The sequence below is a fragment of the Marinobacter sp. UBA2688 genome (genome assembly GCF_002352785.1).
In the GTDB taxonomy this organism is placed as follows: domain Bacteria; phylum Pseudomonadota; class Gammaproteobacteria; order Pseudomonadales; family Oleiphilaceae; genus Marinobacter; species Marinobacter salarius.
The window spans coordinates 293,112-313,572 of record NZ_DELU01000010.1; the positions used below are offsets into that span (position 1 = coordinate 293,112).

21 protein-coding genes are annotated in these 20,461 nt (G+C 57.1%); 3 read left to right on the plus strand and 18 right to left on the minus strand.

Annotated features, from left to right (window positions below):
• Window positions 1-33 precede the first annotated feature (33 nt).
• From flgL to B3M52_RS06115, 12 genes are all read right to left on the minus strand, one after another.
• Entirely contained in the window at window positions 34-1,245 is a 1,212-nt protein-coding gene (flgL, locus tag B3M52_RS06060) for a flagellar hook-associated protein FlgL (protein ID WP_286749126.1), read from the minus strand.
• Window positions 1,246-1,264: 19 nt separating this feature from the next.
• Window positions 1,265-3,322 (minus strand): flagellar hook-associated protein FlgK, encoded by a 2,058-nt coding sequence (flgK, locus tag B3M52_RS06065; protein WP_286749127.1) that lies wholly within the window; start codon window positions 3,320-3,322, stop codon window positions 1,265-1,267.
• A gap of 5 nt (window positions 3,323-3,327) precedes the next feature.
• Window positions 3,328-4,317 (minus strand): flagellar assembly peptidoglycan hydrolase FlgJ, encoded by a 990-nt coding sequence (gene flgJ / locus B3M52_RS06070; protein ID WP_041333184.1) that lies wholly within the window; start codon window positions 4,315-4,317, stop codon window positions 3,328-3,330.
• Between the two features lie 8 nt (window positions 4,318-4,325).
• Window positions 4,326-5,423, minus strand: a complete 1,098-nt coding sequence (locus B3M52_RS06075) for a flagellar basal body P-ring protein FlgI (protein WP_041333180.1) — start codon at window positions 5,421-5,423, stop codon at window positions 4,326-4,328.
• Window positions 5,420-6,070 carry a flagellar basal body L-ring protein FlgH gene (gene flgH / locus B3M52_RS06080; RefSeq protein ID WP_374700689.1) on the minus strand — a complete coding sequence of 217 codons (651 nt, stop codon included), beginning with the start codon at window positions 6,068-6,070 and terminating at the stop codon, window positions 5,420-5,422. Before flgH ends, B3M52_RS06075 begins: the two co-directional genes overlap by 4 nt.
• Before the next feature lie 81 nt (window positions 6,071-6,151).
• The gene (flgG, locus tag B3M52_RS06085) at window positions 6,152-6,940 is read right to left on the minus strand and encodes a flagellar basal-body rod protein FlgG (protein ID WP_091642022.1); all 789 of its coding nucleotides are present in this window, start codon (window positions 6,938-6,940) and stop codon (window positions 6,152-6,154) included.
• An 85-nt stretch (window positions 6,941-7,025) separates the two neighbouring features.
• A complete protein-coding gene (locus tag B3M52_RS06090; RefSeq protein WP_091642020.1) occupies window positions 7,026-7,778 on the minus strand; it encodes a flagellar basal body rod protein FlgF in 753 nt (250 codons plus the stop codon).
• 82 nt (window positions 7,779-7,860) lie between these two features.
• Window positions 7,861-9,759 (minus strand): flagellar hook protein FlgE, encoded by a 1,899-nt coding sequence (locus B3M52_RS06095; protein WP_075196860.1) that lies wholly within the window; start codon window positions 9,757-9,759, stop codon window positions 7,861-7,863.
• A gap of 27 nt (window positions 9,760-9,786) precedes the next feature.
• On the minus strand, window positions 9,787-10,464 hold the full coding sequence (locus tag B3M52_RS06100; RefSeq protein WP_036208198.1) for a flagellar hook assembly protein FlgD: 678 nt from the start codon (window positions 10,462-10,464) through the stop codon (window positions 9,787-9,789).
• Between the two features lie 18 nt (window positions 10,465-10,482).
• Window positions 10,483-10,932, minus strand: coding sequence for a flagellar basal body rod protein FlgC (flgC, locus tag B3M52_RS06105; protein ID WP_036208201.1), 450 nt, complete (start codon window positions 10,930-10,932; stop codon window positions 10,483-10,485).
• Between the two features lie 34 nt (window positions 10,933-10,966).
• Window positions 10,967-11,365: a flagellar basal body rod protein FlgB gene (flgB, locus tag B3M52_RS06110; RefSeq protein ID WP_036208203.1), complete on the minus strand. Its 399-nt coding sequence runs from the start codon at window positions 11,363-11,365 to the stop codon at window positions 10,967-10,969.
• A 204-nt stretch (window positions 11,366-11,569) separates the two neighbouring features.
• A complete protein-coding gene (locus B3M52_RS06115) occupies window positions 11,570-12,127 on the minus strand; it encodes a nitroreductase family protein (protein WP_075196861.1) in 558 nt (185 codons plus the stop codon).
• A 158-nt stretch (window positions 12,128-12,285) separates the two neighbouring features.
• On the opposite strand from B3M52_RS06115, the gene B3M52_RS06120 reads away from it, so the two are divergent.
• The gene (locus B3M52_RS06120; RefSeq protein WP_036208209.1) at window positions 12,286-12,597 is read left to right on the plus strand and encodes a DUF962 domain-containing protein; all 312 of its coding nucleotides are present in this window, start codon (window positions 12,286-12,288) and stop codon (window positions 12,595-12,597) included.
• Entirely contained in the window at window positions 12,598-14,034 is a 1,437-nt protein-coding gene (locus B3M52_RS06125) for an adenylate/guanylate cyclase domain-containing protein (protein WP_075196862.1), read from the plus strand.
• 18 nt (window positions 14,035-14,052) lie between these two features.
• Here the strand turns inward: B3M52_RS06125 and queF are convergent, their stop codons facing one another.
• From queF to B3M52_RS06140, 3 genes are read right to left on the minus strand one after another with little or no spacing between them, the layout of a single operon-like run.
• Window positions 14,053-14,871, minus strand: coding sequence for an NADPH-dependent 7-cyano-7-deazaguanine reductase QueF (gene queF / locus B3M52_RS06130; protein ID WP_036208215.1), 819 nt, complete (start codon window positions 14,869-14,871; stop codon window positions 14,053-14,055).
• 22 nt (window positions 14,872-14,893) lie between these two features.
• On the minus strand, window positions 14,894-15,667 hold the full coding sequence (locus tag B3M52_RS06135) for an ABC transporter permease (protein ID WP_036208218.1): 774 nt from the start codon (window positions 15,665-15,667) through the stop codon (window positions 14,894-14,896).
• Entirely contained in the window at window positions 15,664-16,611 is a 948-nt protein-coding gene (locus tag B3M52_RS06140; protein ID WP_036208221.1) for an ABC transporter ATP-binding protein, read from the minus strand. The genes B3M52_RS06135 and B3M52_RS06140 overlap by 4 nt, the downstream gene beginning before the upstream one ends.
• A gap of 257 nt (window positions 16,612-16,868) precedes the next feature.
• On the opposite strand from B3M52_RS06140, the gene B3M52_RS06145 reads away from it, so the two are divergent.
• Window positions 16,869-18,005 carry an organic solvent ABC transporter permease gene (locus B3M52_RS06145; RefSeq protein ID WP_228712235.1) on the plus strand — a complete coding sequence of 379 codons (1,137 nt, stop codon included), beginning with the start codon at window positions 16,869-16,871 and terminating at the stop codon, window positions 18,003-18,005.
• 22 nt (window positions 18,006-18,027) lie between these two features.
• Here the strand turns inward: B3M52_RS06145 and B3M52_RS06150 are convergent, their stop codons facing one another.
• The 3 genes from B3M52_RS06150 to B3M52_RS06160 form a co-directional block, all read right to left on the minus strand.
• Complete coding sequence (locus B3M52_RS06150; RefSeq protein ID WP_041333177.1) at window positions 18,028-19,335, minus strand: HD-GYP domain-containing protein; 1,308 nt, start codon at window positions 19,333-19,335, stop codon at window positions 18,028-18,030.
• Between the two features lie 181 nt (window positions 19,336-19,516).
• Window positions 19,517-20,116: a hypothetical protein gene (locus B3M52_RS06155; protein ID WP_036208231.1), complete on the minus strand. Its 600-nt coding sequence runs from the start codon at window positions 20,114-20,116 to the stop codon at window positions 19,517-19,519.
• A gap of 15 nt (window positions 20,117-20,131) precedes the next feature.
• Window positions 20,132-20,404, minus strand: coding sequence for a PilZ domain-containing protein (locus B3M52_RS06160; protein ID WP_036208246.1), 273 nt, complete (start codon window positions 20,402-20,404; stop codon window positions 20,132-20,134).
• Window positions 20,405-20,461 lie beyond the last annotated feature (57 nt).

A 20,461-nucleotide genomic window follows, 5' to 3' on the forward strand; every position in this document is an offset into this window, starting at 1 on the left:
CAAGTGCCGGACTTCCTTGTTCCGGCAGGCTTTTTACAAGCGATCGAACAACGACAGCTGGGAGACCTGGGCAAACGACTGCTGTGCAGCCTGCAGCACGAAGCTCTGGAAGCTCAGGTTGCTGATAGCTTCGGCGTAGTCCACGTCACGCAGTTGCGAACGGATGTCCTCACTGTACACAGACGAGTCTTCCAGGAACGATTTGGTAGAGTCCACGGCGTTCAGGCGCCCGCCGATTTCCGTTTGCTTCTGTACAATGCTTTCCTGGGCATTGTCCAGATTCTGCAAAGACGCTGCGATCAGGTCGTCATAGGCCGCCTGCCCGGCCGGCGAACCTTTGTCGATGTTATCGAGGCCGTCAATCAGGTTTTCGATGGTGGCAAACACCGACTGCCTCTCCCCCGCGCGAAGGGTGAACTCATCGCCATCGCCCGCATCGGTAATCGTCGCCTGCACACCGGCAACTTCGAAGGACTCACCACTGGTATACGCCGCTGGAGTCACAGTCAGGGGATCGCCGGTGCGGCTATTCACCGCACTGACCGTTCCCGCCAAGGTATCAACGGTAATGATAATATTGTCCGGTGAAACCGCCGATAAGGCGCCATCATTGGCTACCTGAATACCATCGATTCTAGCGGCGGTCGCATTGTTGGGGTCACTCTCGGCAAACACCGCTGCGGGAATCGATGAGTAGATACCTTTGCCATGATCACTGATAGGCACCGTGACGCCATCGTCGATCTCCAGCACGCGCTGGCCCTCATCGCCCTGATACACCCAACTGCCGGACGCATCTTTCCCAAAGGCAGCCGTGGAGCCCTGAAAGCCACTGAAAATGTATTCTCCAGAGGCGTCCCGGGTGTTGGCAATGTTGGCCAACTGCCCAATGCGCTCTTTCAATTCCGAAGAGATGGATTTGCGATCGTTCGGTGACAGCGAGCCGTTACCCGCTTGAACTGTCAGCTCCCTGATTCGCTGGATCACATCCACCGAGCCGGCCAGCGCACTTTCCTCTTGCTGCAACCGATTTTCTGCGAGCCCAGCGTTGAGCTGATAGGTTTCAATCCGGGACAGCTCCTGATCAAGCTTCAGGATACGCGCCGCCGCAACCGGGTCGTCCGACGGCTTATTGACCCGCTTGCCGGTCGAAATCTGCTCCTGGGTCTGGTTCAGGCTGCTATTCAGTTCCTGCAGCCGATTTATGCCGCCAGAGAATATCTGTTGTGATGAAATTCTGATCATGTCACATCACCTCGCACTGTTACCGGAAACTCTGTAACAGGGTATTGAACAAATCCTGAGCCACGCTCACCACCTGGGCGGACGCGTTGTAAGCCGCCTGGTACTGAATCAGCTTGCCGGCCTCTTCGTCCAGGTTGACGCCAGAGACGGATTCCCGCTGGTTGGTGGACTGCTCCAGCAGCGTGCTGCCGGCGTCTTTATCCAGCTGGCTCTGTCGGGTTTTTACCCCAATATCCTCCACCAGCCCTGCGTAGCCTTCGGCAAAACTCTGGCTGCCATTGTTAAGGGTGTTCTCGGTTCCCAACGCCGCCAGTAACTCAGCATTACGGTTGTCCGACACACCGTTGGTGTTGTAATTAATGTTGAACGAATCCCCGGGTCTTGGGTTGCCGGAGATTTCGAACTGGAAGCCGAAATAGTCCGGCGAGCGCGGGTCGTCTGTAAACAACTGCTCAGCCTGGCCAGGCTCGAAAAGGTTTACCGGGGGTACCGCACTGGCGTCACCTTGAATAAGCGGCGGGTCACTAGGCGCTGCGTTCGCATCAAAAACGTCATAAACCAGTTCTCCGCCGTCGTCACGGAAACGGATTTCCAGCGGCGGGTCCAGTTGCCCGTCCTGTCGGAAATTGCTCAGCAACGAATTGGTAAACGGATCCCTGACATCCAGCATCTTGCCCTGGTTGATAGTGGCATCACCGGTATTACCTGCAGAACCCTCCGCCCTTACCGGGCTCGCAAAGGCCAGATCCTCTTCACGATTGACTTCCAGGCCGATATTGGCCGCCGCGTTCCGGGTTGGCTCGATCAGGAAACTGTCACCGGCATTGAAGGTTCCCCCTTCAATACGGATATTGAACCCCGGCATGGATATTTCGGACTGAACAGGGTCCGGCAGGCGGCCTTGGTTGACCACCTCACCCGTGGCCCGATCCACCAATTCGAAGTTCCGACCGTCGCCGCCAAACCGCAAGGACCAGCTGCCGGCGGGAAGCTGGGAGCTGTCGATAATCTCGACCGCAAGCTGAGCGTCCCGCGGGGCTCCGTTATTGGTATTGGCAATCACCCGGCCGCGCTGGGCCGCCTGGGAGTTGATGTCACTGAAAAACAGCCCCCCCAGATCGCCCTCAAGGTCCATGCCAATTTCATGCTGATGATTGAGGGTTTCGGACAAGGCAATCGCAACCCGGCCGAGTTCGGCAAAAGCAGGCTGCAGGGCCTCTGATTCGAACCGCCGCAAACCGCCGAGTTTGCCGCCGTTGACCTGGCTGTCCACGTTCAGGGTCCGGCCACCGGTCGTCAGGGTGAATTCCAATCTGGTCGGGTCTTCCGCGTTATCGCGGGTTCCCAGTTGTGCCGCCCTGTCACCAACCACCAACGCCTGCCCATTGCGCAGCGACACGTTCACCTGGCTACCTTCCGCTTGCACCACGCTGATGTTGACCAGTTCAGACAACTCACGCAGTTTTTCGTCGCGCTTATCCAGCAACTCGTTGGGTTCACGGCCCTGGGCCAAGCCGGGGGATTCGGAGATCGCCAGGTTCAGCTGTGCAATGCTTTTCAACAGTGTATTGGCGTCCTTGACGCCCTGCTCCATCTGGGTCTTGACGGATTCCCGCTGTTGAATAAATTCCTGATTCAGGGCTTCAAAGCGGTTCACCACCTGTTGCGCCTCGCTCAACACCAATTGGCGCTGGGGCAACGATGCCGGATCTTCGGCAGCATTCTGCAGGCTCGCGAAGAAATTGTTCAGGGCATTGCTCAGGCCGGTGGTTTCGCCGCCAAGCAGGTTATCCAGGCGCGACAATTCCGAGTTCAGCGCTTCCTGCTCACCAAACAAAGAGGTGTCTTCACGCACCTGTTGCGTCAGATATTCGTTCGCCAGGCGACGGATGTTGGTGATGCTGACACCGGTACCGATAGAGCCCGCGCCGGTGCGCTGCGCCGACTGGGTTTCAAATTGCACCTCCTGACGGCTGTAACCCGGCGTGTTGGCATTGGTGATGTTGTTACCGGTGGTGTTCAGCGCCGCCTGGTGTCCGAGGATACCGGTCAGACCAATATTGATAAGTCCTGCCATAATGCTTACTCCTCAGCCCTACCCGTACCCATGGACAACGTTGCCATGGAGTCATTGTTCATAATGCGGCGAATCTTGGCACCGTAGTTTGGATCGGTGGCATAGCCCGCTTCCTGAAGCCGGTTTGCAAACAACTCGGGATCGTCCGCGGCCGCCAGCACATCCCGATAACGGGGATTGGATTCGAGGAACGAGACATAATCCCGGAAGCTGGATTCATAGTCCGGGTAGGCCCGGAACGCGGCCCGTTCGTTCATCGGCACGCCTTCGCGGAATTCCGTGGTGGCAATGTTTACGGACTCACCCTGCCAGCGGGTGTCTGCCTTGATACCGAACAGGTTAAAGCTGGGAGAACCACCGTCGCCTTCAATCATGTGCCGGCCCCAACCGGTTTCCAGTGCCGCCTGTGCAATCATCAACCTTGGGTTGATACCGCTTTGCGCCGCTACCTTTTCGGCGACGGGCAGGAGTTCACGGACAAACTGTTCCGGTGACTCAAACCGGCTTGGCATGACGGTGCTGATTTCCTGTGCAGGCTCTCTGCGGGCGGTGTCAGCCACCTGATTCACCTTGTCCATCTGCTCGGGCAGGCGCGGAGACAGCACCGGCATACTACGATCATAGTCCGCCAGCGCGGTCTTATGGGCCGCCATCGGCTCACCCTTCTCATCCATGCCAGGAATCTGCCGGCTTAGCTGGCGCACCAGGGCATCGGATATACCGGTGCCCTGCTTTTGCGATAGCGTCAGGCTCAACTGGCTGTCGAACATCTCTCGATAGAACTCCGACTGCTGACTGTTGAGGTAGTTACCCTCCGCAAACACATCACCGGCCTTGCGCATCGCTTTGACCATTTCCGACAGGAACAGGCCCTCAAACTGCTTCGCCACTTCCTCAAGCGCCGCTTCCTTGTCGGTCCTGGCCTGGGCCTTCAGCGCGTTCAGACCGCCGAAATCGGTGTAAACCTGGGCTTTCTGGAGACTGGAATCCTGCATCACGCCCCCTAAATCACAATCAGCTCAGCGCGCAAGGCGCCGGCCTGTTTGAGGGCTTCGAGCACCGCCATTACGTCACCGGGCGCCGCACCTACCTGGTTCACGGCCTGGACAATCTCGTTCAGGGTGACCGCCGGGCCAAACTGGAACATTCGGGCCGGATCTTCGGTAATGGCGATCTGGGTATTGGGCTCGATCACCGTCTCACCATCGGTGAACGGGTTTGGCTGATTGGCTTCGGGATTCTCTTCAATGGTGACGGTCAGGTTACCGTGGGTCACCGCCGCCGGGCTGACCTTGACGTTCTGCCCTACCACAATGGTGCCGGTGCGGCTGTTGATGACCACCTTGGCAGCGTCTTCCGCCGGATTAACCTCAATGTTTTCCAGAATCGACAGAAAGCTTACGCGCTGGGATGGGTCCCTCGGCGCCTTGACGGAGACCGAGGTCGCATCGTGGGCATACGCCATGTCCGGGCCCAATTGACCATTGATCGCTTCCACCACCCGGCGAGCCGTCGTGAAGTCAGCCCGCAACAGGTTGAAGGTAATGGTATCGCCACGGGTGAACGGAGACATAACCTCCCGCTCAATAGTGGCGCCACTGGGAATCCGGCCAACACTGGGAACGTTCACAGTGATCCGCGAACCGTCGGCACCCTGGGCGCCAAAACCACCGACCACCAGGCTACCCTGGGCCATAGCATAGACCTGATCGTCAGCCCCTTTTAACGGCGACATCAACAGAGTACCGCCACGTAGGCTATCGGCGTTGCCGATGGACGACACCGTAATATCCAGTTCCTGGCCTGGCTTGGCGAAAGGAGGCAGGTTGGCCGTGATGGTAACCGCAGCCACGTTGGCAAGATTGGGGTTTACGCCCGGCGGCAGGGTAATGCCGAACTGGGTCATCATGTTGCGAAAGGTCTGGTTGGTGAACGGCGCTTTGTCACCGGTACCATCCAGGCCAACCACCAGCCCGTAACCCACTAACTGGTTGTTACGCACACCCTTGATGCGCGCCAGATCCTTCAGGCGGTCTGCCAGCACAGGCGCTGCGATCACGGAGAGCGCAATCATCAGTAACCCAAACCTCAGCATCTTCATAGCGGGAACCACTCACTGTTAAAGAACCGCGCCAGCCAACCCATCTGGTTGGCCTGATCAAAGTCACCAGTACCACCGTAGGCAATACGGGCATCAGCAATTCGGTTGGAGGCCACGGTGTTGTCGGGTGAGATGTCCTCCGGACGAACAAGCCCCGTCAGGCGGATATACTCATCACCGTTGGTCAGGGACAGCCACTTCTCGCCTCGTACTCTCAGCACGCCGTTAGGCAGCACCTCAGTCACCGAGACTGTAATGCTGCCAGCAAGACTGTTGCTCTGATCAGCATCGGCTCTGGTTTTAAAATCACGCTCTTTGTTAAGTGAAGTACCGATCCCAAAGTTGTTCCTGCCCAGAATGTTTGGCTCGGGCAATGTGATTTCATTGTCCTTGATAATACGGGTGTCGGCATTCTTGCTAGCGCGGGTAGACTCCTCCAGATTAACTGTGAGCACATCACCAACGTTCAGAGCCACAGTATCTCCGTAAAGACTGTAGTTGCGAGACGACTGGTAGATGGCGCCAGAGTTGGGGTCACGCTGCATCATATTATCCGCTCGAACCGGCGTATAGGCGGGGTCGTCCGGCACAGGACGTTCTCGGCTAAGCGCCGTACATCCCTGAAGTATGACCAGTCCAGCAATCATCAATACCGAACTGATCTGGCTCAATCTGCTGTTTCCATGATACGCACGCGTCATAACTCTTCTCCCTGCGCCCTCTCAGGGTTAGCCTATATTATTCGTAATAAACTGGAGCATCTGGTCGGTTGCGGAGACCACTTTCGAGTTCATCTCATAAGCTCTTTGGGTGGTAATCATGTTGACCAATTCTTCCACAACTTCCACATTGGAGGACTCCACCATGCCCTGTTCCAGAGACCCTAGACCTAAGAGACCTGGCACACCTTCCGCCGGATCTCCACTGGCATTGGTGGCTTTGAACAGGTTGTTGCCGATGGCCTGCAAGCCCTGAGGGTTAATGAAATTAACAAGGGTAATCTGGCCAAGATTCTGTGGCGCCTGTTGATCATCCGTCACAGCTGTAACCGTGCCATCTTTGCCAATAGTGATGTTGGTGGCATTCTCAGGAACATTGATATTGGGCTCAAGAAGGTAGCCGTCCGGGTTAACGATGTCGCCGTTGGAGTTCAACTGGAACTGGCCATCGCGGGTATAGGCGATCTGCCCGTCCGGGAGCAGGATCTGCATGAACCCACGGCCGTTCACAGCCATATCCAGGGGCTGTTCGGTGACTTCCAGATTGCCCTGGGAAAACTGCTTGGCGGTGCCGACAATGCGAACACCGGTACCCAGCTGGAGGCCGGACGGCAGCTCCGAGTTCTGGGTATTCAGACCACCGGGTTGCCGGTCGATCTGGTACAGCAGATCCTGAAACACCGCGCGGTCGCGTTTGAAACCAGTGGTGTTCACGTTAGCCAGGTTGTTGGAGATCGTGGACATATTGGTGTCCTGCGCGCTCAACCCGGTTTTGCTGACCCAAAGTGCTGGATGCATGTCGTCTACTCCTTGCCGGGGGCGTTTTCAATGCGGCCGATTTTTGCCGCTTCTGCGCTCACCCGGGCGATGTTCATAGGGTTTATCAGAGGTTCTGCAACAGTCGTGCCGACGCCTCGGCATTCTCGTTGGCGGTGGTCATTATCTTTACCTGCATTTCATACTGACGGGACAACTGCAGGTTGGAGATCATCTCTTCCACGGCGTTGACGTTAGAGCTTTCCAGAAACCCCGACGCGACGCGCATAGTGGCATCAGGCGGCTCTGGACCATCCAGCGCCTGGTCCGCCTTGCGACGGATAAAGCCATCTGCACCTTTTTCCAGCGCCTCCCGGGGTGGGTTCACCAGCTTCAGTCGATCCACCTCAACCAACTGGTCCGGCGGACCGCCAACGGGAACCACGGAAATGGTTCCGTCCGCGCCAATCTGCACGTTATCGAACGGCGGCAGCGCCACCGGTCCGCCATTACCCATGACCATCTCTCCGCTGGAGAGACGCATCAGGCCATTGACGTCGATCTGCATGCTGCCGGAACGGGTGAATACTTCCTCGCCCTGTTGATTCTGGACGGCCAGCCAGCCATCACCTTCAACGGCGACGTCCAGCTTGCGGCCTGTGTCCATCAATGCACCGGCGGACAGGTCTGTTCCGGGCCTCTCTGCCATGGCATAGGCACGGGTGGGATGATGTTCACCAAAAACCGGCATACTGCGGGCCTGGGCGAAATCCGCCTTGAAACCGGTGGTACTGACGTTTGCCAGGTTATTGGCGTGGGCGCGCTGGGACAGCATGTTCTGCTTGGCGCCGGACATTCCTATATAGAGGGCTTTGTCCATGGGAAAACTCCTGCCGGAATATTGACTGTTTCCAGTCTTTCCTATGTTCAAGCAGGAGTTGTGCCATGTTCACATTTCAGAATTAGCGGAGGTTGATGATGGTCTGGGTAACCGCATCGGAGGTTTCAATCGTCTTGGCGTTAGCCTGGTAATTACGCTGGGCAATGATCAGATTCACCAGTTCCGCCGAAAGATCCACGTTGGACTCCTCGATGGAACTGGCCTTGATCGACCCCAGGGTTCCGGTATCAGGTGCACCGATAATGGGCTGGCCGGACTCGAAGGTTTCAACCCAGGTGGTTTCCCCGACAGGCGAAAGTCCGTTAGTGTTGTTGAACGATGCAAGGGCCACCTGCCCCAGGGACTGCGACTGGCCATTGGTGTAGCGGGCGAACAGCACGCCCTGGTCGGACACATCCAGGCCCGACAGCCTGCCAGTGGCATACCCGTTCTGGCGCTGGTCGTTTACGCCAAAGTTGCTCCCGTACTGGGTGGTATTGCCAAGGTCCAGAACGAAGGCCGAGGTGGTGGGGGGCTCTGGAATCGGCGTGGTGATAACCTCTCCGGGTGCTGGAGGACCGTCAGCGCCGTTCGGCGTGCCATCGGCGTCTTTCGGCGTCCAGTCACTGATCAGAATTTCGCCATTGGGGTCACCATTCACGGACTGCAGCTCCCCATCCTGGTCAAAGCGAGCCTGATAGGGGTTCTGATCGGTGCCCGCAACAAATTCACCGTCTATCTGCAAATACACTGACCACTCGCTGACACCCACACCATTACCCGGTGCTGGCTGCTTGACGTAGAACTGGGTCATCTCGTGAGAGTTACCCAGGCTGTCGTAAACGGTGGTCGATGTTGCGTGATTGTAGGTACGCTGATCCAGCGGATTGAACTGGTTGGTAATCTCAATGTTGCGTGCGTTCCATGAATCCGTGAGGTTCGTGGCGCCGCTGGTTGACGCAATATCGGTAATCTCCCGATCGGCCTGCGGCCTCACCGTGCCAACGGTTGTCTCCGGTGCCGGGTTCGGGCCGTCGCTGGTAAAACCGGCGGTGACGTTGTTGCCACGGTTGTCGATCAGCCTCAGGTTACCGCCTGTGAGCGACGCCGAGATCGTCGGCGCCTGGGCGTTGTTAATTGCAGTGACCAGCGAAGCCGCATCGGTCACACCTGTCGTATCAACGGGCACAGTGACCCCGCCTACCGCAAGGTCAAAGCTGAAGTTGCCAGCCGCAATGGCGGCGTTCAAGTCCGCCTCGGACATCCCCTCATAGGTGGTGGTCGCGGAGGCAGAGAGACCGTCCTGCCCATTGAGCACATCCACAACGTCAGCCGCTGAGAAATCAGTCGATCCCGCCGCGTTGATGGGCACGCTAACCACGCTGCCATCTGCGTAGGTGATTTCGAAGGTTTCAGACGGAAAACCGGTGGAGCCGGCGGGCGCCGTGTAATCACCCATATCGGCAACTCGGCGTTCCAACACGGTTTCCCGGGAATCCAGGTTCAGGTCCGAGCGTAGATTCGTGGTCCGACGAGGCGCCAGATTATCGGTTTCAACCTGCAGGTCACCACGAATACCGGAAAGGTTACCGTCTTCATCGGCAACGAAGCCCTGAACCCGCATGTTCTGGTTATTGGTGACAAACCCGTCTTTGTCGACACCGAACTGGCCGGCACGGGAATACCGCACCTCACCGCCATTATTCAGCACAAAGAAACCGTCACCGTTGATGGCAAGGTCCAGGCCGTTGTCGGTGAAACTGATATTGCCCTGCCCAAAATTCTGCTTCACGTCCTGCACCCGCACACCGTCCCCAATCGGATTGGTGCCGGCACTCAGGAAACCACTAGCGTACAGGTCGCCAAACTGCGCCTGACTGCTCTTGAAACCTACTGTGCTCGCATTGGCAATGTTGTTACCGGTGACATCCAGATCAACCGATGACGCCCTTAAACCGCTAAGACCTGTGTTAAAACCCATACTCCACCTCTTACTGTTTCACCGGTATCAATTAATCTGCTGAACATCTTGCAGCGCGATGGAGCCCATGCCGGCCAGGTTCAGAGTAATGCTGCCACCCTGCCCCAGCGACACACTGTCGACATTGGCGCTGACCATGGTGCCGAGTTGCTCAAGCCCGCCGGGGTACGAGGCTTCTGCGACCACCTTGTAGCGTCCGGGTGGCAAACTGTTGCCGTTGCCATCCTTGCCGTCCCAGCTGAACGCTGTCTGGCCAGGCTGCTGCTCACCCATATCAATCTGCCGGACCTGCTCACCGGACTCATTCTCAATGGTGATTCTCAGCCCGGATGTGGTTGCCGGAACGGAAACGTTGCCGGATATTTCACCGTCCGCGCCAAGCACGCCAATGGATGAAGGTGCCAAGACCGTACGCCCGACCATTGCAGAGGCCTGCAGTGCCTGGGTGGAGCGGAACTGGCTGGCCATATCGTCGACACTGCCGGACAGGCTCTGCATTTCCTCCAGGGAGCTGAACTGCGCCAGCTGAGAGATGAATTCGCCGTTGTCCTGAGGTTCGAGAGGGTTCTGGTTTTTGAGCTGAGCGATCATCAATTCCATGAACTCGTTCTTGCCCAGCTCACTTCCGCTCTTGGCCTGATCCTGCTGCACTCGATACTGGCTCAGCACATCCGAAGCGTCTGTCGTGTTATTCACTACGCTCATGATTCAATCCTCGCTCGGTTACTGCTGACCCAGGGTCAGGATACGCTGCATCATGGATTTGGCGCTGTTCATAATGTCCACATTCATCTGGAAGCTGCGCGACGACGACATCATGTCCGCCATTTCTTCAACCACGTTGACGTTGGGGTAGAACACGTACCCATCCTCGTTCGCGGCGGGATGATCAGGCTCGTAGCGCATCTGCAACTCGGCGTCACTCTCGACGATGCCTTCAACCCGAACGCCTGCCCCCGGGCCGTTGTCGCTGCCAAACGCCATGCTCTGCTGAGACGGATTCAGCATGGACTGCTGTATCGCCGCGAAAACAGGCTTGCGGGCGCGATAGGTCTGATCCGTACTGGAACTGGCCGTCTCGGCATTGGCGATGTTGGACGCAGTGGTGTTCAGCCGCAGCGACTGGGCTGTCATACCGGAACCGGCGATGTCGAAAATGTTACCCAGAGACATGATGGTGCTCCTCAATTAATGGCTGCGCCCAGTTTTACTGGCCAGAGAGTGCCTTTTTGATGCCTGAAACCTTTCCGTCCAGGAACTGGAAACTGGCCTGGTAATCCATGGCATTACGCATGAAACGGGTTTGCTCCTGCTGGGCATCCACCGTGTTGCCGTCCACGGACGGCTGGTGCGGTACCCGATAGAGCAATTCGCTGTCCGCGCCCATGGGCGAGGTGTCCATATGGGACTCGTGGGTACGGGTCATGCCGAAACCACTCATGCTGTCCTGGGCCTTCTGCATCATCGCCTGAAAGTCCACATCCCGCGCCTTGTAGCCCGGGGTATCTGCGTTGGCGAGGTTGTTGGCCAACACCTCCGCACGCTTTACCCTGCCTTCCAGGGCGTGCTGATGAATGCCTAATGCTTTGTCCAGGGAAATTGCCATAGTGCCTCCGATTCCTGCACACGGCGTTGGTCGTTTTGCCGTTTGTGCGTTCTTGCAGAGGTAAAAGCAATCGCGATGCCAGTTTTCAGGAGGTGTTGCGGTGTGCGGGCTGAGGCAGGTATCGGCTTATCCGAATCGTAAATTGAGGGCGGAAAGCGGCAAGGGATTTCCCCCGCGCCGGGGGCGGGGGCAACGGGGCGGCAACTAGTGGGGCCAGCGCCTGACAAACTCTTTGGGTTCAGGCCTGGGTATGCTGGGCTTGTGCGCACTGACACTGCCGGTATACAGGAACCCGGTTATGATCTCATTGTCCTGCAGCCCCAAGCCTCGCTTGATAGCTGGATCGTGCGCCATGGCACCGGTACGCCACATGCCTCCAAACCCGGCGGACTCCAGAGCCAACAACAAATACCCCATCCCCACCGCGGCCGACATGGACTGCTCGATCTCCGGCACTTTGGGATGGGACTGGTAAGACGCAACGCCAACGATCACCATAGGCGCCCGCAGTGCCTTCTTGCAGCGTTTTTCCCGCTCCTTTTCCGAGGCGCCGTCGCCACAGGTGGCGGCAAACAATTCACCCAGGGCGTTCAATGCCTCGTCTCCCTCAATAATCAGGTACCGCCAGGGCCTCAGCAACGCATGGTCCGGCGCCCTCGCGGCGCAGGCAAAGGCATTTTCAAGCGTTGCCGGGTCCGGTGCTGGCGCCTCCAGGCGTGGCTCTGAAGATCGTTTTAACAGGGCTTCCATTACTGCTGTCATATCGCCTCGCTGTGGTTGATTTCAATACGTCAGTTCGGGCCAAACGACCGTATGAATTGTGGGACAGATGGTTTACTGTTAGTCTTTAGTCTAAGTACTTTCCACTATCAGACAGTACTATCTACCTTAAAAACGATAAGCGAGCCGGTAGACGCCCTATGAGCCAACAGCAAACATTCCGCAATTTCGCGGACTTCTATCCGTACTACCTTGAAGAACATAGCGATGTAAACTGCCGCAGGCTTCACTTCGTCGGCAGCCTGCTGGTCATCCTCGTTACACTCTACGCCATTGTAACGGCCAAGTTCCTCTATCTGTTGCTCCTGCCCGTCATCGGCTACGGGTTTGCCTGGGTTGGCCACTATGGCTTCGAGAAAAACCGACCTGCCACCTTCAAACACCCACTGTACAGCCTGATGGGCGATTGGGTGATGTTCAGAGATATGCTCGTCGGGCGGATCCGTTTCTGAATGATGAGCGCACCGATTGACCTGCGTAACGCCAGTACCAGTGCCAGCAAGGCCGCCGTGCTTGACGCGCAGAACCATCCGATTGCCATCCCGCCCATGCCGGATTACAACGGCAGGATACTGGCGTATACGGCGACTGCCGGCATTATTGTGTCAGGCGTACTGCAAGACGTCTTCGGCCTGTGGATGCTGTGGCTGCTTTCAGGCGCCCTGACCTGGCCACACATTGCCCATCAACTTACCCGGCGAACGTTTCTCCGTAACTCATCCCGTATTCGCCAGAAAATGCTGTTAACGGATTGCGCCATCGGGGGTGGATTCGTCGGCTGCATTGGATTGATTGCGATACCCTCGGTCGCCGTGGCACTGATGCTGATGTTTAGTTGCCTGATTGTGGGCGGCATCCGCCAGTGGCTGCTAGGCACCATGATCATGGCCGCCTGCGGCGCCATCGGCGTTGCCATCGTGGGCCCCGCCGAGTCACTGCAGTCGCCGATGATCACCAGCATTATCGCGATCAGTGCCACCGGCCTTTATATCTGTGTGACTGCGTTCTATTCCCACCAGCAGGCCCGCGCGCTGATGATGGCAAAAACCCAGATCCAGAATCAGCGGGAACAATCCATTGCCCTGTCCCACAAACTCTCCAAGTATCTGTCACCGCAGGTGTGGCAGTCCATCTTTACCGGTGAAAGAGACGTGCGGCTGGAAACACAACGCAAGAAATTGGCCGTCTTCTTCTCCGACATCAAGGGTTTTACAGAACTGTCCGAAGAGATGGAGCCGGAAGCACTGACGGAACTGCTGAACCACTACTTCAACGAAATGTCGGAAGTGGCCCTCAAATACGGCGGCACCATCGATAAGTTCGTTGGCGATTCCATCATGATTTTCTTCGGTGACCCCACCAGCCGGGGCCAGAAAGAAGACGCCTTCGCCTGCGTGTCCATGGCGGTGGAAATGCGTAAACACATGAAAATCATGCGGCAGAAATGGCGCAGCCAGGGTATCAAGACACCGCTGGAAATCCGCATGGGCATCAGCACAGGCTACACCACCGTTGGCAACTTCGGCGCCGAGAACCGCATGGACTACACCATCATCGGCAAGGAAGTGAACCTGGCCAGCCGCCTGGAATCCCTGGCTGAACCCGGTGAAATCCTGATCTCCTACGAAACCTTCTCGCTGATCAAGGACCGCATCATGTGCCGCGACAAGGGCGAGATCACGGTTAAAGGCTTCGGCCGCCCGGTCTCCATCTACGAAGTGGTGGATTTCCGCCGCGACATGGGCCCCAACCGCAGTTTCCTTGAGCACGAACGCAGCGGCTTTGCCATGTACCTGGATTCGGAAAAAATCACCGAACGGGAACGGGAGTCCATCCTGTCTGCGCTCGAGGATGCCGCTGAGCGACTGCGCCAGGAAGAGGATTCCTGACCGTTCCCGCCTTTACACCTACTGCCTGATCAACCGTGGCCCTACCGCCTCTTCCGGGTCGGTACTGCGCCAGGGGTTGATATCCAGACCACCCCTTCGCGTATAACGGGCGCACACCGACAGCTTCTGCGGCTGACAACGGGCCATCAGGTCGGTAAACATCGTTTCCACACAATGCTCATGAAAGTCCTGCTTCTGGCGAAAACTCACGATGTATTGCAGCAGCCCTGCCCGGTCCATCGCCGGGCCGGTGTAATCGATCAGCACCGTTGCCCAGTCCGGTTGGCCGGTGACGGGGCAATTGCTTTTCAGCAGGTGCGAACACAGTTTCTCCGACACCACATCACCCGTCGCCTGTAGGCTGTCCGGGTTGTAGTCGTAGCCCACGGATTCCACATCCTCGTCGTCGATCAGCACGAAGCCTTCCGGCCGACCGACCGCTCTCGCTCCCTGATCAACACTGTGCAGGTCTACATTGACCGCCGCACCGCTTGCGCTCGACAGGTCACGAGCAATCACATCCCGAACCTGATCGGCGGAGGAAAACACCGTCTGGTTCAGGGAATTCAGGTACAGCTTGAGAGACTTGGACTCAATAATCGACGGCGACGCCGAAGGCACCCGAATTTCCGCCCAGGCGACTGCGGGCACGCCCCCGGTGCGCAACCAGGAAATTTCCCAGGCCTGCCACAAGTCTTCCCCGAACCAGGGCCAGCGGCCATCCTCCAGGCCGATGCGGCGACGGTTTTCCTCCCGTGCCACGGGAAACAACAATTGCGGATCGTAGGCATCCGGGTAGTCGCTGGATTTGCCCAGCGGGGCATCATTAAGGGCCATGATCAATCCTGGGAAACGTTCATCAGTGACGTATGCCCTTACCGCGCGCCAACATGCGCAGGGAAATGGCAGACAGAATGGCAATAAACAGCAGAATCATACCAAGGGCGACGTAGGGATTAACATCCGACACGCCCAGAATACCGTAGCGGAAGGCATTCACCATGTAGAGTATCGGGTTGATCATCGACACCCCTTGCCAGAACCCCGGCAGCATGTCGATCGAGTAGAACACCCCGCCCAGGTAAGTCAGCGGTGTCAGAACAAAGGTCGGCACAATGGAAATATCATCAAACTTGGTCGCCAGCATGGCATTGATGAAACCACCTAACGAAAACAGCGCCGATGTCAGGAACACCGTCAGGATCACCATCGGCAGATGATGGATCGACAACTGCGTAAAGCCCAGTGACAGCAGCGTTACGATCAACCCAATGCCCAATCCCCGGGACATACCACCTGTTACATAGCCGGCGAGGATCACCCAGTTGGGCACAGGTGACACCAGCAACTCCTCAATGCTGCGCTGGAACTTCATGGAGAAAAACGACGACACCACGTTGGCGTAGGAACTGGTGATCACCGACATCATGATCAGCCCTGGAACAATGAACGCCATATAATCGAAGCCGCCCATCACCCCGATGCGCGAGCCAATGAGGTTGCCGAAAATAATAAAGTACAGCGTCATGGTGACCGCCGGTGGCAACAGGGTTTGTGGCCATATCCGCATGAAGCGACGGATTTCACGGGTGACGATGGTTTTATACGCGGTCAGCATCGCATCCGTTCTCATGCGGTTTCTCCCTGGGTGGCGTTACGGGGGTTGTTGTCCTCAACCATGCGGATAAACAGCTCTTCGAGTCGGTTGGCTTTGGTGCGCATGCTGACCACGCGAACGCCCTGCTCTTCCAGCTGGATGAACATGCCGTTCAGACTCTGGCCCTTTTCCACATCCACCACCAGGGCACCCTCGTCATCCATGTGACTGAAGAAACCGTCGAGCACCGGTGCTTCCGTCAACGGCTCGGCGGTGTCCAGCACAAAGGTTTCAGAGCTCAACTGCTGCAACAACGCTCGCTTGCTGGTGTGACGCAGGATCTTGCCGTGGTCGATGATGGCAATATTGCGGCACAGGGCTTCCGCTTCCTCCAGGTAGTGGGTGGTCAGGATGATGGTGGTGCCCTGTCGGTTCATCTCTTCCAGGAACGTCCACATGGAGCGGCGCAACTCGATATCCACCCCGGCCGTGGGCTCATCCAGAATTAGCAGCTTGGGTTCATGCACCAGCGCCCGGGCAATCATCAGCCGCCGCTTCATGCCCCCCGACAGCATCATGGCCGGCGTATTGCGCTTATCCCAGAGCCCAAGCTGGCGCAGGTACTTTTCTGCGGACTCCGATGCCTTCTTCAGAGGAATACCGTAATAGCCCGCCTGGGTGGTCACAATGTCGAACACCTTCTCAAACTGGTTAAAGTTGAACTCCTGGGGCACAACACCCAGGTTCAGTTTGGCGTCCGATAGATGGGTGTCGATGTCAGATCCGAATACGCGAACCTTGCCCGCGCTTTTATTCACCAGTGAGCAAACAATGCCAAGGGTGGTGGACTTCCCCGCCCCGTTGGGTCCTAGCAAGGCAAAAAAGTCACCTTCGGCGACATGCAGGTCAATCCCTTTCAGGGCCTGGAAGCCGTCGCCATAGGTCTTGACCAGACCTTCGATTTCAAGTGCGTTGGTCATAGTGAATCCAGAGCTGCAGGGGCCACCGACAATGCTGCTGCCGCGCCCAATAGTGGAATAGAAAAAACAAAAGCTATAACTGGAGGCCCGGAAAGTGAAATTCAAGTAGTTCGGCGCAATCCCGCTACACCGACTAAAACCCCAAACTGCGACAGGTTTCCCGATATGGCACCAGTGCCGTCCTTATAATGCCGGTTACAACAACTTACAAAAGGTCTTGCACCACCGACCGAACGCCAGGGAATGTACGCGCCACCATGAGATCCGTTCACTTCACATCTGCATTACCGTCTCTGATTTGCCCGCTCGCATTAACGGTCCTACTGGCCGGGTGCTTCGGTGGCGACGGCAGCGGCGGAGATGACGGTTCACGCACGGGGCAGCTCATGCCGGCGGGTATCACCGGGCTTACCTATTCCACAGCCAGCCGCAACGGCACCACTGACGCCAACGGACGCTTCAACTACTACCCCGGCGAACGGATCAGCCTTCGCGTCGGCAACCTGCAACTGGCGGATGGGATTCCCGCGCGGTCCATTGTCACCCCTCTGGAATTCTTCCCGGACCTGCGAACTGCGCTGGAGATACCAGGCACCACCGACGAAGGACTGCAGAACCACCGACTGACAGAACAGCAACTGATCCAGGATGAAGTTACCCTGATCAACATGACGCGGTTTCTACTGGCGCTCAACTGGAGCCTGAACCTCTCCAATGGCCAGGGCATCGACATACGGGAGCGGGTTATTACGCAACTGAATGCCGCGCTACCCGACCTGGACGCGCCGATCGACTTCAATGTTCCTGAAAGCGACTTCGCCGAAGGCGGCAACTCGCCGTCTCCCGCCAACCAGTTGCTGCAAAGCATCTGCTTCTACCCAGCCGACGATGAGCTTTGTGAAGACCCACCCACCGAAGAGGAAATCGCCAACGCGGACCCTCGCCCGGACGAAGAAGAGGACCGTGACGAAGACGTCGAGTATCGGGAGGACCTGCAAAGCAAGCGCGATCGCATCCTCAACGCCGTTCGCAGCCTGGAGGATGTGGATGTCGAGGACGCCGAGGGTTATCTCACGCGGGAACTGGACACCATCAGCACCCAACTGTCCAACCGTTATTACCTGGACGATTATGTGGCGGAATTCCCCGCTTCGGACACCGCCATCAAAACCGTGCGGGTACGCAAGATAGCCGATCAGCCGCAACTGGATACCATCGAAGCCATCAGCACCCGCGATCAGGATGTGGTGGTGCACTCTTTCGATTGGCAGTCAGCGTCTGTGGAGTATTTTGTTGCGGGTGAATCCGGAGGAGAATCCGAGCTGTTGGTGAACTTCCGCCCCGAAGGTACCTACCGATGGGTGAAGAAACAGCTCAGGGTACTTATTCAATAATTGCTCGATAACCCGAGCCGTATCAGGCGCCGACAATGCGTGACAGGTTCCAGCGGGACTCCGCACCAGTCACGTCGTAGTGCTCCGGGTTCAACCCTTCCGTGCCATGGGGCAGGCACTCGGCCACTGTCAGAGTGTCATGCGCGCCACGCCCTTCATTGTATTTTGCAAGGTCCACGATCCGGGCGGACTTCAACGGCCGGTGATAGCAGTCCGTCATCACCATAACCTTCGGCCACAACCGACGCTCCGGCGCATGGGAAACCACAATACCGCGCTGGCCATCATTAAGCTCAACCAGGCTGCCGGTGGGGTAAATGCCAATGGCCTGGATAAACTGCTCTACCAGGTCCTCCTGGAATTCAATGTTGCGCATTTCATACAACAGCGTCACCGCGCGGGCCGGCGTCATGGGCTCCGCCGAAGTCCGCGGGCCAATCAGTGTCTCGAAATATTCCGACAGCCCCGCCACCTTGGCCAGCAGTGGAATCCGGTCGCCTCGGACACCTTCCGGGAAACCGGATCCGTTATGCCGTTCGCGGTGGCCCTGCACAACACTGAGAACCGCACGAGATAAACCGCTGTCCGCAAGCTTCGCAACACCGCGCTCTACGTAAGTGCGGTACACGGAGAAGTCCTCGGAATCCAGCTTGCCCTCATTGGCAAGAATGCGGGCTGGAAGGTCCAGCTTGCCAACCTGAGACAGCAGGCAGCCCAGCCCAAGGTGATTGAGAAGGCCTTCATTCAGGCCCAACTGACGGCCACAGACCAGTGCCCATACTGCCGTATTCAGGGAGTGCCGATACGTATAGTTGTCATGGTGACGGGTGCGGCTGAGCCACAGCATGGCATCGGGATTGCGAACAACGCTGGAAACCATTTTCTGGGTGACGACAGCCACCCCCCTAAGGTCCGGCGTTTCATGCTGACGAATGGCCTCGAAAACCTGATTCAGCGACGCTTCCGCATCGATCATCAGCTTCTTGGACACCTTCAGTTCTCTGCGCATGGTCGTTACGGAGTCGTACTTGACCGGCTCCTTGATATTGAGAGGCGGCAACTGTACCGAATCTCGCTCATGCCCTGAGCGTTTGCTCGGGCGCCTGAAGATGCGTTTTCCGGGTTTGCTCTGATCGATGGCCTCGCGAACCTCGGCCTCATCGATAATCACCCACTTGCAGTGAGTAACCAGCGAACGCACATCGTTCTGGGAGCGGATGTGAAAGCCCTGGATGGGGAAAGGCGTCTGATGCCACGGGCGATCGAGATCGGACACAAACATGCCAATCTCCAGATCGTGTACAGCAATTTTCTTTTGACGGACTCCCACGGGACACCTCTAACACGTGCACGAATCGATAATCACTATTGTGACGCCCGCTCAGAAAGAGTCCATTACATTTATGTAGTGTGAAGTAACCGGAACGCGACAGGGAGTAACCGAAACTATCATCAGGAAACAAAATGTAGCAACGTGACACCATTCACATTACTGACAGGTCGCTGCCCTTCTATTCGTCGTCACAAACCGAATCATCCAGTTCCGGCGGCCGGGCGTGAAGTGATCCACGGGGGGATTTGCGGCTATAGATAGTGTAAGGCACCGTTGAAGCCCGGATATAGTCGATGTTGTCGGCATCATCGCCACTACCCCGAACGGTCTTGACCGGCTCACAGGACACCAGCAGATCCAGTGACGAACCAATATCGGTGACGCGTGCCGCCGGATCGTCCGCATTTATCGTCATGCAGCGCTTGCCAGCTGCCGACGCGCCCGTGCGGGCAACACGGTCCAGCCCTTCGTTACCGCAGGCCCGGATACCCTCCCCGCAGGATTGGTTGGCGGAGTCTTCATGGCTGTCATCCACCAGACGCCATTCACGGGCGCTGCATTGGGTTTCGACGGTAATGGGTGTGGACCGGTTATCCGCCACCCACCAGCCGGGGTATTCGGCAGTCTGCCACGTCAATTTTACCTGGCGATCTTCGCCAGCCGAATTCTCAGCGGGAAACACCGCGTAGTGGGTGTAATAGGATGCGCACCCACTCAGGACAAATGGCAGAACGGCGACGATAAGCCGCATAGGGAAGAAAGATCTGTTGAATATCATTCAGGTGAGCACCGTCTATTGATCCGCAAACTGTAGACCAAAACCGTCGTTGGTCTTACGTACCACCACCATATCCAGCACGGGAGCAGGCACCGGAAGGCCCTGCACCTGAACCTGAACACTGTCACCGATCGACGGTGCGAAGGGTTCGGTGTCGACAACAATAAAAACGCCGCCATCGGAAATGTCCCTGGTTGAGAACACGAATTCACCAAGTTCTTCATGGGTAACCCGAACCTTCGCACTCATTGCTGTGCGACCGTGCACTCTTCGATCATTCCCAACCATAGTCTGTATGCCCACCACTTTTTACATAGTTTTTATAGTCTTCCGAAGCATAACACC